We start from the raw sequence: 13,748 nt of genomic DNA on the forward strand, positions 1-13,748 counted from the left end.
CCTGTCATGAGGGGACCCCTCCTGACGAAATTTGTCCGGAGGGGTCCCCTCATGAAAGTCGCCGGGCCGGGTCAGGCGCTCGCGGCTTGGACCAGGCGGGCGTAGGGGCCATTGGCGGCGAGCAGTTCGGCGTGGCTGCCGAGTTCGGTGATCCGGCCGTCCTCGAGCACCGCGACCCGGTCCGCCGCGGCCGCCGTGTGCAGCCGGTGCGCGATGGCGATCACCGTGCGCCCGGCCAGCACCCCGCCGAGCGACCGCTCCAGATCCCGCGCGGACGACGTGTCCAGCAACGAGGTCGCCTCGTCCAGCACGACCGTGTGCGGATCGGCGAGCACCACCCGGGCCAGCGCGAGCTGCTGGGCCATCGCCGCCGGGACCGCCTGCGCCCCGGCGCCCAGCCGGGTGTCCAGCCCGTCCGGCAACGACCGCGCCCACGCCTCGGCGCCGACCGCGGCCAGCGCGCCGAACAGCTCGGCGTCGGTCCACTCGCCGCCGCCCGGTCGCGCCGGCAGGGTCAGGTTCTCCCGCAGCGTCCCGGCGAACACGTGGTGCTCCTGGGTGAGCAGCAGCACCTCGCCGCGCAGCAGATCGTCCGGCATCGACGACACCTCCACCCCGCCGATCGTCACCGAACCGGCGTCCGGCGCGGCGATCCCGGCCAGCAGGCGCCCGAGCGTCGACTTGCCCGCTCCGGACGGCCCCACGATCGCGAGCCGTTCGCCCCGGGGAACGCGCAGGTCGATGCCGTGCAGCACCTCGCGATTCGCGGAGTAGCCGTAGTGCACCCCGCGCACCTCGATGTCCTGATCCGGCGGTCCGGTGGCCGTCCGCTCCCGGGCCGACCGGGCGCCGCGCACCCCGAGCACCCGGCGCAACGCGGTACCGGAGACCTGCAGGTCCTCGACCCACCACAGCATCTCGTCCATCGGCTCGGCCAGCGCCTGGGCGTAGAGCACCAGCGCGGTGATCGTGCCGAGCTGGGCCAGGCCCTGGCCGTACGCCCAGCCGCCGAGCAGCACCAGCGCCGCGATCGGCAGCGCGTGCGAGAACTCCAGCCACGGAATCCAGCGGACCTGCAGGTACCGCAGCTCCCGCTCGCCGGTCAGCGCCTGCTGCAGGGTCCGCTCGCCGCGGGCGATCCGCCGCCGGGTCAGCCCGAGCGCCTCGGTGGTCCGCGCGCCCTCGGCCGTCTCGTGCGTGGTGGACTGCAGGAACGACCAGTTGTCCAGCATGCGTTCCACCGCGGGCGGCACCCGCCGCCAGTACCACCGGGTCGGGAACCACAGCACCGGGACCGCGACCAGCAGCGCCAGCGCGAGCAGCGGCGACGTGATGATCATCGCGACGACCGTGAGGAGCACGGTGATCAGCGCGATCAGGATCTGCGGCACCGCGTGCCGGGTCGCGTGGTCGATCCGGTCCACGTCGGTCGTCGCCCGGCTGAGCAGGTCACCGGTGCCCGCCGCCTCCACGGTGCTCAGCGGCAGCCGCAGCGCCTCGGCGACGAACTCCTCCCGGTTGCGCGCCAGCACCCGTTCGCCGAGCTTCCCGGACAGCAGCCGCGCGGTCCGCCGGAGCCCGCCCTGCACCAGCAGCACGCCGACGAAGGCCAGCGCCAGCAGATCGACGCCGACCGTGCCCGAACCCGCGACCACCTCGTCCACCAGGTAGCCCAGCAGCTGCGGACCGGCCAGCCCGGCGATGGTGGCCAGGGCGAACAACCCGACGACCCACGCGAAGCTCGCGCGGTTGGCGCGCAGCGTTTCCCGGGCCCAGGCGCGCGCCTGCGCCGGGGTGGCCAGCGGAAGCCTCAGCTGCACAACGACTCCTCAGCAGAACGCCGCACGGTCTCATCGGCGACATGTGTCCACAAGGGACTTTGACTGAACACGACGGTGGTCTTGCCCCGGCGCAGTTCGGCGACCCGCCGCGCGATCCGCGCCTCGGTGTGCGCGTCGACCGCCGAGGTCGGCTCGTCCAGCAGCAGCACGTCGGCCCCGGTGGCCAGCGCCCGCGCCAGGTTGAGCCGCTGCCGCTGACCGCCGGAGACCTCCCGGCCCCGCTCGCCGATCAGCTCGTCCAGCCCGTTCGGCAGCGCGGCCACGATGTCGTCGGCGTCGGCCGCGTACAGCGCGGTCTCCACGTCCACCCCGGACTCGCGCCCGGAGTCGACCTGCTCGCGCAGGATCCCGGAGAACCAGATGTCCTGGTTGTGCGCGTAGACCACGCGCCGCCGCAGTTCGGCGACGGCCACCTGGTCCGCGGGCGTCCCGGCCACCAGCACCCGTTCCCCCTCGGCCGGATCGGCGAACCGGGCCAGCCGCGCGGCCAGCGTCTCCGCCCCGGCCGGGTCGTCCACCACGGTCAGCTTGCCCGCGACCGCGGTGAACCCGGTCGTCGAATCGTGCAGTTCGAGCGGCCCGGCGGGCAGCGGCACCGGCGATTCCGGATCGGTGGTCACCGGGCGCAGGCTCAGCACCTTGCACGCCTTCTTGCCCGCGACCAGTGCCGAGGCGAACGCGTCCGCCGACTCGGTCGCCGTGTTCACCGGGATCACCAGGAACGCCGACGCGCCGTAGAACGCCACCAGCTCGCCGACGGTGATCGTGCCCTCCAGCGCCAGCCGCGCGCCCAGCCAGGTGATCGCGACCGTGACCAGGCCCGGCAGCAGCACCTCGGCCCCGGCCAGCCAGGACTCGCTGCGCGCCACGTCGACCCCGGCGCGGCGCACCCGCTGGCTGGCCTCCCGGAACCGGGCGAGGAACTGCCGTTCGCCGCCGATCCCGCGCAGGATGCGCAGGCCGGACACGATGTCCGCGCCGAGCGCGTTCACCTCGGACAGTTGCTCCCGCTGGGTGCCCTTGCGCCGCTGGAGCGGAGCCAGCAGCGGGCCGATGCCCAGCACCGCGAGCGGCACCCCGATCAGCGCGACCGTGCCGAGCAGCGGGGACGTGCCGAGCAGCGCGATGCCCACGGTGAGGAACGCCACCGCCGAACCGGCCAGCCGCCCGAACGTCTCGAACGCGTTGCCGACGTGGTTGTCGTCCGAGGACGAGATGGCCATCAGCTCGCCGGTGCCGATCTGCTTGTCCAGCGAGGCGCCGAGGCGGGCGGTGTGGGTGGCCACCGTGCGCTGGGTGGCCGACGCGCCGTGCATCCACATCCCGTGCCCGGCGAAGTCCAGGACCGTTCCGCAGACCGCCTGCGCGATGCCGATCGCCACGATCACCCCGGCCAGCCAGACCAGTTCCGCGGTGTCCCCGCCCGCGATGCCCCGGTCGATGGCCCGGCCGACCACGAGTGGCAGCAGCGCTCCGGGCACCAGCCAGAGCGCGCCGAACACGCCCGCCGCGGTGGCCAGCCAGGGACGTGCCCGCAGGATCGCCCCGAGGAACCGGACGGGCGTCAGCTTGGCGGGCAGCCGGATCTCCGGCGCGGGATAGTCGGTCGGCACGTGGCCTGACGTTAAGGCGATCAAGCTGCTGGACGCGACCGATTTTTCTCCGGAAAACCCCTTGACATACCCTTTCCCACGTGGCGACTCCTGAGACGGACACCCTGGCCATCGACACCACCGAACGCGCGAACCAGACCCCCGACCTCGCGCAGCCCTACCTCGAACTCGGCCTCGCCGAGGACGAGTACGCGCGCATCCGGGAGATCCTCGGCCGCCGCCCCACCGACGCCGAACTGGCGATGTACTCGGTGATGTGGAGCGAGCACTGCTCGTACAAATCGTCCAAGAAGCACCTGCGCTACTTCGGCGAGACCACCACGCCGGAGATGAAGGCGAAGATGCTCGCCGGGATCGGCGAGAACGCGGGTGTGGTGGACATCGGCGACGGCTGGGCGGTCACCTTCAAGGTGGAGAGCCACAACCATCCGTCCTATGTGGAGCCCTACCAGGGCGCGGCGACCGGGGTCGGCGGGATCGTCCGGGACATCCTGGCGATGGGCGCCCGCCCGCTCGCGGTGGCCGATCCGCTGCGCTTCGGCCCGGCGGACGCCCCGGACACCCGGCGCGTGCTGCCCGGCGTGGTCGCCGGGATCGGCGGCTACGGCAACTGCCTCGGGCTGCCGAACATCGGCGGCGAGGTGGTGTTCGACGAAAGCTACGCGGGCAACCCGCTGGTCAACGCGCTGTGCGTCGGCGCGATGCGCAAGGAGGACCTGCACCTCGCGTTCGCCTCCGGCGCCGGGAACAAGATCATCCTGTTCGGGGCGCGCACCGGGCTGGACGGCATCGGCGGCGTCTCGGTGCTCGCGAGCGACACGTTCTCCGGCGACGAGACCACCGCGGGCCGCAAGAAGCTGCCGAGCGTCCAGGTCGGCGACCCGTTCACCGAGAAGGTGCTCATCGAGTGCTGCCTCGAGCTGTTCGCGCAGAAGCTGGTGGTCGGCATCCAGGACCTCGGCGGCGCCGGGCTGTCCTGCGCCACCTCGGAGCTGGCCGCCGCCGGGGATGGCGGCATGCACATCGACCTCGACCGGGTTCCGTTGCGCGCCAAGGGAATGACCCCGGCCGAGATCCTCTCCAGCGAATCCCAGGAACGCATGTGCGCGGTCGTCGAACCGTCCAATGTGGACGCGTTCATGGCGGTGTGCCGCAAGTGGGACGTGATCGCCACCGAGATCGGCGAGGTCACCGACGGCGACCACCTGGTGATCACCTGGCACGACGAGACCGTGGTCGACGTGCCGCCGCGCACGGTCGCCCACCAGGGCCCGGTGTACGACCGGCCCTACGCCCGCCCGGCCGCCCAGGACGGCATCCAGGCCGACACCCCGGACACGCTCACCCGCCCGTCGACGGGTGCGGAGATCCGGGAAACCCTGCTGCGCATGATCGCCTCACCCAACCTCGCGTCGAAGGAATGGGTGACCGAGCAGTACGACCGGTACGTGCGCGGCAACACCGTGCTCGCGCAGCCCGCCGACTCCGGCGTGATCCGGATCGACGAGCGGACCGGCCGGGGCGTCGCCGTCTCCACCGACTGCAACTCGCGGTTCGTCTACCTCGACCCGTACCAGGGCACCCAGCTCGCGCTGGCGGAGGCCTACCGCAACGTGGCCACCAGCGGCGCGACCCCGATCGCGGTCACCAACTGCCTCAACTTCGGCGCGCCCACCGATCCGGGCGTGATGTGGCAGTTCGAACGCGCGGTGCACGGGCTCGCCGACGGCTGCGCGCAGCTGGGCATCCCGGTGACCGGCGGGAACGTCAGCTTCTTCAACCAGACCGGCGACACCGCGATCCTGCCGACCCCGGTGGTCGGCGTGCTCGGCGTCCTCGACGACGTCCGCCGCCGCATCCCCACCGGTATCGGCGCCGAAGCGGGCGAAACCCTGATCCTGCTCGGCGACACGCACGACGAGTTCGGCGGTTCGGCGTGGGCGCAGGTGATCCACAACCACCTCGGCGGCCGGCCGCCCCGCGTCGACCTGGAGCGCGAGCGGCTGCTCGCCGAGATCCTGGTCGCCGGTTCGCGCGACGGCATGATCTCCGCGGCCCACGACCTGTCCGACGGCGGCCTCGCGCAGACCCTGGTCGAGACCGTCCTCATCGGACAGTGCGGCGCACGGGTCGTCCTGGACGAGGACGCGGACCCGTTCGTGCAGTTGTTCTCCGAGTCGGCGGGCCGGGTGCTGGTCGCCGTGCCGCGCACCGAGGAACTGCGGTTCACCGAGATGTGCACCGCGCGAGGGCTCCCGTGGCGCAAGACCGGCGTGGTCGACCCGGAAGCGGGCGGCCTGGAGATCCAGAGCGTGGCGAGCTTCGCCTTCGACGAACTCCGCCTCGCCTGGGAGAGCACCCTCCCCAGCCTCTTCGCCTAGCCACCCCGAGCCCCCGCACTCGGCTGGTGCTCGGAGGTCACCAATGCGGCGTTGGGTACCTTCAACGTCCCCAATGCCGCATTGGGGACGGCGCCCAGCACCCGGCGGCGGCCGCGATAGGAAGGGACCTTTGCTCCGGCGAAACGTGAGCGGGGGACCTTTACTACCGCAGAACGTGAGTAAAGGTCCCCCGCTATTTTTTCGGGCGCCGGGATGGGCTCACCCGCTTGCCTGGGCCGTGGTGATGCGGTAAGTGCCGTCGCGGAGTTCCCTGGTCCGCCAGCCCTCGGGGAGGTGGAGTTCGCGGGCCGGGTTCACCTGGGTGTTGTGGAGTTCCACGGTTCCGGGCAGGCGCCGGAAGCGCAGGTCGGTGCTGTCTTCGAACCGCGTGTTCTCCAGTTCCAGGCTGGTCTCGAAGGTCGTGCCGGCGAAGACCGCCAGGCCCGAGAACTTCGCGCGCTTGAACGTGGTCTTCCCGGTGAACACCGTCCCCTCGAAGTCGGCGCGCCCGTTGAACTCGGTGCCGCTGAACCACGCGCGATCCCGGAAAACCGTGCGCTGGCAGTGGAACCGGCCGGAGGTTCGGCCCGCGCCGGTGCTCGCCTCGGTGAACCAGGTGGGTCCGGTGAACTCGCATTCGCGGAACGTGGTGCTGCTGTGCAGTTTGGCGAGGCGGATGATCAGCGAGCCGATGCGGCGCCCGCCGATGTCGAAGTACTCCAGGGCGGCCCCGGTGAGGTCGAGGTCGTAGGCGGGGGCCTCCGCGTCGGACGTGAGCGGGAGGAGGTCCTTGATCAGGCGCTGGGCGGTGAGGCGGACGGTGAGTTCGCGGTCGACCTCGGAATCGTCGGTCTCCGCCTCGTCCCAGCGCGGGTGGTGGAAGGGGCGGCGCAGGTAGGCGCACAGCACGTCGAGGACGGTCTGCGTGTAGGACGGGCGGCTGCGGGCGAGCCCGGCGAGCGCGTGCAGCGCGCCCACCCGCACCTGGTCGGTCGCGTGCCCGAGCAGTTCCACCGACTTCGCGAACCGTTCGTCGGCGACCCGCTCGCTCTCCAGCGCGTACCGCTCGCGTTCGGTCTCCTGGCGGCGTTCCTCCACCTGGCGCCGCCGGTCGTTGAGCCACAACGCGTAGAGCGCCACCAGCGCGCCCGCCGCCAGCCCACCGGTTTTGAGCGCCTCGCTGCGGCTGGTGGCCTTGTCGGTGAACAACCAGCCGGTGACGGCGATCAGCAGCACCAGCGCGCAGCACACGGTGCCGAAAAGCGGCGTCTTCCACAGGGGGCGGCGGTTTCGCGGATCGGTCACGGGGTGGAACGGTAGCCGCCCGGACGCGTCAGTGTCTGTCTGAGAACTCGCTCCGCGATCACGTCGACCGGGCGCTCCCGCACGGGCCTCGCTCGGCTTTTGCCGTTGGGCGCCCTAGCGGGGCCTTCGGCCGGCGAGATCCTCGGCGCGTTTTCGCGGCTCACTCCGGTTCTCAGAGGTTCTATCAGTGGGGCAGACTTCGCTGCCACAGCACGGTGTCCAGCCAGCGGCCGTGCTTGAAGCCGACCCGGGTGAGCCGCCCTGCCTCGGTGAAACCGCGCCGCCGGTGCAGTTCCGCCGACGCCGGGTCGCCGCCGTCGGCGATCACCGCGATCATCTCGCGGATCCCGGTCGCCGCGCAGCGCGCCAGCAACTCGTCGAGCAGGCGGCCGCCGAAACCGAGTCCCGCCGAACCGGGCGCCACGTAGACCGAATCCTCCGCGGTCTGCCGGTAGGCGGGCCGGGTCTTCCACGGCGAGCAGTACGCGTACCCGGCGACCTCGCCTGCGGATTCGGCCACCAGGAACGGCAGCCCGGTTTCGGCGACGGAGGCGAACCGCCGTTCCCACTCCGCCCGGTCCGGCGCGGTCAACTCGAAGGTCGCGACGCTCGTCCGCACGTAATGCGCGTAGATCTCGGTGATCGAGTCGAGGTCATCGGGCGAAGCGGGCCGCACCACCTTCGCTATAGTGGAATGATCCATTACTATAGCGTAGGTGGATCTCCTGGCGTTGGGCAAGCGCGTTCAGGCGCTGCGCGTGGAACGGGGTATGACGCTGCAGGGGCTCGCCGAGCGGTCGTCGGTGAGCCTGAGCATGCTGTCCTCGGTGGAACGCGGCGAGAAGGCGCCGACCGTCGTGGTGCTGGACCGCATCGCCGGCGGGCTCGGCGTCCGGCTCGCCCGCCTGATCGAGGACCCGGAAACCCAGCGGATCGTGGTGCGCCGGGCCGATCAGCAGGACGTCGTGCACGAACCGGGTGGCTGGCGCCGGACCATCCTGACCCCGGTCGTGCCCGGGGTGAACTTCGAGTGGATCTCGGTCACCCTGCCGCCCGGCTGCGAAGCGGGCACCTACGGGCCGTGGGCCGCCGGATCGCACGAGTTCATCGTGGTGACCGGGGGCGTGCTGGCGATGACCATCGGCGAGCGGGAGGTCGAGCTGGCGGCGGGCGACTCGGTGTACCTCGCCGCCGACGTCCCGCACGGCTACGCCAACCGCGGCGGCGCCGACTGCCACTACTTCGTGGCCGCGCTGATCATGCGGCCACGAAGCAGTCGCACATCTTGAATCAGCAGAACCTAGAAGTAGAACATGTTATCGACGCAGAAGCTCTGCCCGGACGGCTTCTTCGCCGACACCAGGCCGTTGACCTCCGCGCCGCCGGCCGTGCCCTTGATCGCCGCCGAGGCGAAGTCGGCGATCTCCAGCGACCCCGAGGGTTCCGCGGTGAGCTTCACCTGCTTCGCGATCGCCTGCTGGATCGTCTGCTCCAGGGTGGCCTTGGACTCCGAGCAGACCAGGCCGCCCGCGCCCGCGGCGTCCCCGGCGCTGAGCTTGGCGAGGAAGTCGCCGATCGCCTTGGTGCCCTCGCCCGAACTCCGCGGCATGCCCGGCGTCGAGGACGGCTCGCCGGGCTCGGACTCCGCGGTGGGGTCGTTCAGCCCGGTCGGCTTGCCGGTCGGCTTCAGCTTGGGCCCGCCGGTCGCGTTCTTCCAGCAGTACTTCTCGCCCGCCTTGCTGACGGTGCCCTGGTACGTCACGGGTTTGCCGTTGATCATGACCTCGACGCTCGCCGTGTAGTCGCCCGCGGCGGCCGCGGTCGGGCCACTGATCAGCTTGGCGCCGGAGGTCCGGTCCACGTTGTCGATCAGCGAGGCGACCTCCGGTTCGGCGTCCGCGCACTTGAGCGCGGTCAGCGCCGCCTTGTCCTTGGCGTTCAGCGCGTTCACGATCGCCTGCACGGTCTTGTCCTGTTCGGCGGACGCCTTGTCGTCGCCGAGGAAGAACCCGGGCGCCACGAAACCGGTGATGCCGATCCCGGCGAGCACGACCACGGCGATCGCCAGCGCGATCCACAGCCCCGCCTTGCTCTTCCTGACCGGCGGCGGCGGACCGCCGAACCCGCCCGGCTGGCCGTACTGCGGGAACTGCGCGGTCTGCGGATAGCCGCCGTCGGGTGGCGGGTAGCCCCCGGGCTGCTGCTGCCCGTACTGGTCGTACTGGCCGCCGTGCGGCTGGCCGAACCCGCCGGTGGCCGGGTAACCGCCCTGGCCGTAGGGATCGGGCTGCTGGCCGTAGGGCCGCGGGCCCTGGCCGGGTGGTGGCGGGTAGGTCATGAATGCGCCTTTCGTGCGGATGCCCTGCGCAGTATCTCCCGTTGAGCGACCGGCCGCCCCGGTTTTGGCCGTGAACGTCCCGGAAACGGCGAGCTCCCGCCCGGCCGGAGCCGAGCGGGAGCCGACGGGTGCCGAAGGGATCAGCCGTTGGCGAGTGCCACCAGCCGGTCGTAGGCGCCGTTGAAGCGGTTGAAATCGATCGGGGACGAGGTGTACTGCCAGAAGGTGTAGAAGCCCCAGTTGAACGGCAGGGTGCCCGGGGCGGACGCGTACCGGGCCACCCACAGCGGCGCCGTGGCGCTGAAGTCGCCGTCGACGCACTGGCTCCACCAACTGGTGCTGGTGTAGATGACCGGCCAGCGACCGGTCCGGGCGTGGTAGCGGTCGTGGAAGTCCTTGATCCACGCGGTCATCCCGCTCTTGCTCTTGCCGTAGCAGGTGGCGCCGTACGGGTTGTACTCCATGTCCAGCGCGCCCGGCAGGGTCTTCCCGTCCCGGGACCAGGCGCCGCCGCGGTCGACGAAGTAGTCCGCCTGAGCGGCGCCGCTGGAGCGATCCGGCAGCGCGAAGTGGTACGAGCCGCGGATCATGCCCACGTTGTAGGAGCCGTTGTACTGCTGGGTGTGGTAGGGGTTCTTGTACCCGGTGCCCTCGGTCGCCTTGACGTAGGCGAACCGCTTGCCCTGGCCCCACCAGTAGTTCCAGTCGACGTTGCCCTGGTGGCCGCTCACGTCGATGCCCTCGACGCTGGCCGTGATCTGGAACCCGTCGGGGCCCATCGCCGGTTCGCGCCGGGCCTGGTCCCGGGTTTCCGGGGTCGACCGGTCACCCTCGACCCGCGCGATCTGCGAGCCGAGCGCGTGGTCGTTGGCGCGCACGTAGTCGTCGACCGGCATGCCGTCGACGGTCGCGGGCACCGCGGCGCCCTCGGCAGGGGACGCGCCGGCCGCGGCGGGAGCGCCGAGCAGGAGCGCGCCGGCCGAGACGGCGAAGGCGGCGCACAGGGCGCGCCGCCAGCTTCTTCGTGCAGTGGACATAGCAGGATCCCTTCACAAATACCCTCGCGGTGGGCGGCTCACTGCAAGTAGCCGCCCGAGCGTTGATTGTTAAACATGAATGGCTGTTTGTCACTAAATTCCGTGAACCTGGCCGTCCGTGTGAGTGGCTAACAAAAAGCCAACAAACACGGCACGTGATACCGGACAGAAGGGGACAGTGCGGTACGGATCACCCGTGGGCGAGCGCGCGCAGGCGTTCCAGCGAGCCGTTGAAGTAGTTCTGGTCGCCGGGCAGGCTGCCCTTGTTGGCGAACTGCCAGATCGTCTGGGCGGGCCAGCCGGCGGGGAGTTCGCCGATCTCGGTGTGGTACCGGGCCAGCCAGAGCGGGCTCTGCGCGCCGAAGGCGGCGGTGTTCCCGGTGCAGCGCTTCCACCAGTTCGTGCTGGTGTAGATGGCCGGCCACCGGCCGGTGCGCGCGCGGTAGGTGTTGGCAAAGTCCCGGATCCACGCGGTCATCCCGGCGGCGTCCTTGCCGTAACAGACATCGCCGTAGGGGTTGTACTCGGCGTCCAGCGCCCCGGGCAGCGTCCTGCCGTCCGCCGACCAGCCGCCGCCGTGGTCGACGAAGTAGTTGGCCTGAGCGGCGCCGCCGGACACGTCCGGCCGGGCGAAGTGGTACGCGCCGCGGATCATCCCGGCGCCGTAGGAGCCGTTGTACTGCTGGGCGAACCGCGGGTTGGTGAACCCGGTGCCCTCGGTGGCCTTGACGTAGACGAACTTGGCCCCGGCGTTCGCGGCGCCGGGCCAGTCGACGTCGCCCTGGTGGCCGCTCACGTCGTGGCCGAGCGTCTGGGCGGTGAGCTCGTACCGGATCGGCGTCCCGTGCACGCCCTCGTGCTCGGCGATCCGCGAACCCGCCGAGTTGGCGTCCGCGAGGCTGTAGTCGGCGGTGTCCGCGTAGCCGGTGCGGGCCACCTCGGGGTCCTGCCAGGCGTGGACCAGCCCGGCGGTCAGCGCGCCGACCGCGGTGACCGCCAAGCCGAGCCGGAGCAGCGGGCCGCGGCGCGGTGGCCGCGGCGGGGGTTCCGGGGTCCGGGTGGCCGCGATGACCCGTGGCATCGCCCGCCGCACGGGTTCGGCATCGTTCACGTCAGGCCCCCGATCTGCCGCCTCGCGGCTCGCACGCTAACCCTCCGGGCGACACGATGCCTCGATGGAGCGCAATATGCGAATCGGTTGTCACCTGCCCGGGTGATCTTGACCAGGTGAACGAATTGGGCTACCGGCCCTCTTCGGCCAGGGCCTTCGTGAGGTGCTCGGCGGGCACGACCGCGGTGATCAGGTCGTGCGGGTTGATCGCCACCGCGTGCCCGGCGAGCAGCGGCACGATGTCCCGCCCGAGCACCGCCCGGGCGTGCGGCCAGTCCCCCGGCACGAGCGCCTTCGACGTGTAGGCGGGGACCAGCACGCGGCCGTCGGTGTTGTGGAACCCGATCACCGTCCGCTGTATCGGCGACATGGCGTAGACGAACAGCGTGGCGTCCAGGATCACCCGCGGCAGGTCCTCGGGCGGCCGGTGGTTGGTCCGCACGAGCTGCAGGAGGCGTTCCAGCTCGTTCCGGGGCTCCGGGAAGCCGAGCGCCTTGGGCGAGGGGCGGTACCGGTCGTTGGGGTGGAAGTCCTCGACGATCTGCCCGTTCGCGTTCACCGGGTAGGCGCCGACGACCGCCCAGGACGGCACCGGGCCGTTCGGGTCGAAGGCCTCGTCGATGACGTAGAGCCAGCTGTTGGGGTTCCGCCGCGCGTTGCCGCGCATCTCGTCGGTGATCTTGGGCTTGCTCAGCCTGGGGCCGGGTTCCGGATTGGGTGCGAGCCGGTCGGCCTCGTCCCGCTGCGACATGTGCCTCCCTAGATCACGTGTGCCAACGCATCTGGAGTCACTCTACTGTTGTGCCATGACGTCTCCGCGTTCGGTCGACCCCGGTGAGTTACGTACGGCCGTGTTGGCAATTTCGGCCTGGTTGAGCGGAGACGGACCGGAACCCGGGCGCGCGGAACTGGCGAAGGCGGTCCGGCTGAGCCTGCGGACGCTGGCCGCCGACGCGCCGGGGCGCAGCGTCGAGGTCCGGGTGCCGCCGTTCGCCGCGGTGCAGTGCGTCGAGGGTCCGCGGCACACCCGGGGCACCCCGCCGAACGTCGTGGAGACCGACCCGCGGACGTGGCTGGAACTCGCCACCGGCCGTCTACAGTGGACAGACGCGGTCGAGGCCGGCCGGGTGACCGCTTCGGGCACCCGGGCCGACCTCGGCCACTGGCTTCCGGTGGTGCGGGTCTAGGGCTTGCGGCCGATCCCGCCCGCGATGCAGTACTGCACCTGGTTGAGCGGCTTGAGCTGCGGGCCGTCCGGCCACCACTTGGCGCACAGCTCCAGCCCCGGCGGGACCATCTCCAGCCCGTCGAACAGCTCCTCCAGCTCGGCCCGGGTGCGGAACGTCCCCGAACCCATCGGGCTGTGCAGGAACATGTGCTCCATCCGGCGGGCCACTTCGCTGTGCTCGTTCTCCGGATCCAGGAAGTGGCTGATCGCGACGTACGAGCCCGAGGGCAGGTACTCGAGGTACTCCCGCATCATCTCGGCGGGCCGCTCGCGCGGGCCGTCGTAGTGGTGCAGGGTGCCCAGCTGCAGGAACGCGATCGGCTGGCTGAAGTCGATGTGCCGGCGGATCTCCTCGCTCTCCATGATCTCCTGCGGCTGGAAGATGTCCGCCGAGATGAAGTGCGTCTGCTCGTTCTCCTCGAGCAGCGCGCGCCCGTGCGCGAGCACCACCGGGTCGTTGTCGATGTAGACGACCGTGGCGTCCGGGTTGACCCGCTGGACGACCTGGTGGATGTTCTCCGCGGTGGGCAGGCCGGAGCCGCAGTCCAGGAACTGGGTGATGCCGGTCTGCGTGGCCAGGAAGCGGCAGGCCCGGATCAGGAAGCCCCGGTTCTCGAACGCCAGCTCCTGTGCCTCGGGAGCGGCCTTCTGAACGCCGCGGAGGACCTCCCGGTCGATCTCGTAGTTGTCCTTGCCGTTCAGGAAGGCGTCGTAGACTCGGGCGATGCTCGCCCGCGTGGGGTCGACACCTACTGGAACCTTTCGGTCGGAACGTGCATCGGAACGTGCAGCGGCAGTACCGGGCATCACGAGCTCCAGGCGTGAGTAAAAGTAGGGCAGATCACACTTAGGGTAGGGGTTCGTACGCCTGGGGTAAACGTGGGAGCCCTTGAC

At 71.0% G+C, this 13,748-nt stretch carries 12 protein-coding genes; 3 read left to right on the plus strand and 9 right to left on the minus strand.

Annotated features, from left to right (window positions below; genetic code table 11):
* Positions 1-71 precede the first annotated feature (71 nt).
* Both FXO23_RS12785 and FXO23_RS12790 read right to left on the minus strand, forming a co-directional pair.
* Positions 72-1,820, minus strand: a complete 1,749-nt coding sequence (locus tag FXO23_RS12785; RefSeq protein WP_158884332.1) for an ABC transporter ATP-binding protein — start codon at positions 1,818-1,820, stop codon at positions 72-74.
* Complete coding sequence (locus FXO23_RS12790) at positions 1,811-3,454, minus strand: ABC transporter ATP-binding protein (RefSeq protein ID WP_246257174.1); 1,644 nt, start codon at positions 3,452-3,454, stop codon at positions 1,811-1,813. The genes FXO23_RS12785 and FXO23_RS12790 overlap by 10 nt, the downstream gene beginning before the upstream one ends.
* Before the next feature lie 80 nt (positions 3,455-3,534).
* Between FXO23_RS12790 and purL the strand changes: the two genes are divergently transcribed.
* A complete protein-coding gene (gene purL, locus FXO23_RS12795; protein WP_158884334.1) occupies positions 3,535-5,835 on the plus strand; it encodes a phosphoribosylformylglycinamidine synthase subunit PurL in 2,301 nt (766 codons plus the stop codon).
* Between the two features lie 219 nt (positions 5,836-6,054).
* On the opposite strand, the gene FXO23_RS12800 is transcribed toward purL, so the two are convergent.
* Both FXO23_RS12800 and FXO23_RS12805 read right to left on the minus strand, forming a co-directional pair.
* A complete protein-coding gene (locus tag FXO23_RS12800; RefSeq protein ID WP_158884336.1) occupies positions 6,055-7,140 on the minus strand; it encodes a pentapeptide repeat-containing protein in 1,086 nt (361 codons plus the stop codon).
* A 184-nt stretch (positions 7,141-7,324) separates the two neighbouring features.
* Entirely contained in the window at positions 7,325-7,843 is a 519-nt protein-coding gene (locus FXO23_RS12805; protein WP_158884338.1) for a GNAT family N-acetyltransferase, read from the minus strand.
* Between the two features lie 13 nt (positions 7,844-7,856).
* Here FXO23_RS12805 and FXO23_RS12810 point away from each other — a divergent pair, with 13 nt between their 5' ends.
* Positions 7,857-8,429, plus strand: coding sequence for a helix-turn-helix domain-containing protein (locus tag FXO23_RS12810; RefSeq protein WP_158884340.1), 573 nt, complete (start codon positions 7,857-7,859; stop codon positions 8,427-8,429).
* Between the two features lie 11 nt (positions 8,430-8,440).
* Here FXO23_RS12810 and FXO23_RS50740 read toward each other — a convergent pair whose 3' ends face one another.
* From FXO23_RS50740 to FXO23_RS12830, 4 genes are all read right to left on the minus strand, one after another.
* On the minus strand, positions 8,441-9,478 hold the full coding sequence (locus FXO23_RS50740) for a hypothetical protein (RefSeq protein ID WP_179956752.1): 1,038 nt from the start codon (positions 9,476-9,478) through the stop codon (positions 8,441-8,443).
* A gap of 140 nt (positions 9,479-9,618) precedes the next feature.
* Entirely contained in the window at positions 9,619-10,515 is an 897-nt protein-coding gene (locus FXO23_RS12820) for a lysozyme (protein WP_158884342.1), read from the minus strand.
* Positions 10,516-10,705: 190 nt separating this feature from the next.
* Positions 10,706-11,530: a lysozyme gene (locus FXO23_RS12825; protein WP_425484861.1), complete on the minus strand. Its 825-nt coding sequence runs from the start codon at positions 11,528-11,530 to the stop codon at positions 10,706-10,708.
* 226 nt (positions 11,531-11,756) lie between these two features.
* Positions 11,757-12,377 carry a type VII secretion system-associated protein gene (locus tag FXO23_RS12830; protein WP_158884344.1) on the minus strand — a complete coding sequence of 207 codons (621 nt, stop codon included), beginning with the start codon at positions 12,375-12,377 and terminating at the stop codon, positions 11,757-11,759.
* A 55-nt stretch (positions 12,378-12,432) separates the two neighbouring features.
* On the opposite strand from FXO23_RS12830, the gene FXO23_RS12835 reads away from it, so the two are divergent.
* A complete protein-coding gene (locus tag FXO23_RS12835) occupies positions 12,433-12,813 on the plus strand; it encodes a sterol carrier family protein (protein ID WP_158884346.1) in 381 nt (126 codons plus the stop codon).
* On the opposite strand, the gene FXO23_RS12840 is transcribed toward FXO23_RS12835, so the two are convergent.
* Positions 12,810-13,661 carry an SAM-dependent methyltransferase gene (locus tag FXO23_RS12840; protein ID WP_158884348.1) on the minus strand — a complete coding sequence of 284 codons (852 nt, stop codon included), beginning with the start codon at positions 13,659-13,661 and terminating at the stop codon, positions 12,810-12,812. The two genes, FXO23_RS12835 and FXO23_RS12840, sit on opposite strands and share 4 nt — an antisense overlap.
* Positions 13,662-13,748: the final 87 nt, after the last annotated feature.

Source organism: Amycolatopsis anabasis (assembly GCF_009765355.1).
Lineage (GTDB): Bacteria > Actinomycetota > Actinomycetes > Mycobacteriales > Pseudonocardiaceae > Amycolatopsis > Amycolatopsis anabasis.

What these genes read in the sequence shown, in the direction of transcription:
- FXO23_RS12805 (WP_158884338.1), bottom strand. Translation starts at nt 7,843, where the DNA reads ATGGATCATTCCACTATAGCGAAGGTGGTGCGGCCCGCTTCGCCCGAT.
- FXO23_RS50740 (WP_179956752.1), bottom strand. Translation starts at nt 9,478, where the DNA reads ATGACCTACCCGCCACCACCCGGCCAGGGCCCGCGGCCCTACGGCCAG.
- FXO23_RS12820 (WP_158884342.1), bottom strand. Translation starts at nt 10,515, where the DNA reads ATGTCCACTGCACGAAGAAGCTGGCGGCGCGCCCTGTGCGCCGCCTTC.
- FXO23_RS12830 (WP_158884344.1), bottom strand. Translation starts at nt 12,377, where the DNA reads ATGTCGCAGCGGGACGAGGCCGACCGGCTCGCACCCAATCCGGAACCC.
- FXO23_RS12835 (WP_158884346.1), top strand. Translation starts at nt 12,433, where the DNA reads ATGACGTCTCCGCGTTCGGTCGACCCCGGTGAGTTACGTACGGCCGTG.
- FXO23_RS12840 (WP_158884348.1), bottom strand. Translation starts at nt 13,661, where the DNA reads ATGCCCGGTACTGCCGCTGCACGTTCCGATGCACGTTCCGACCGAAAG.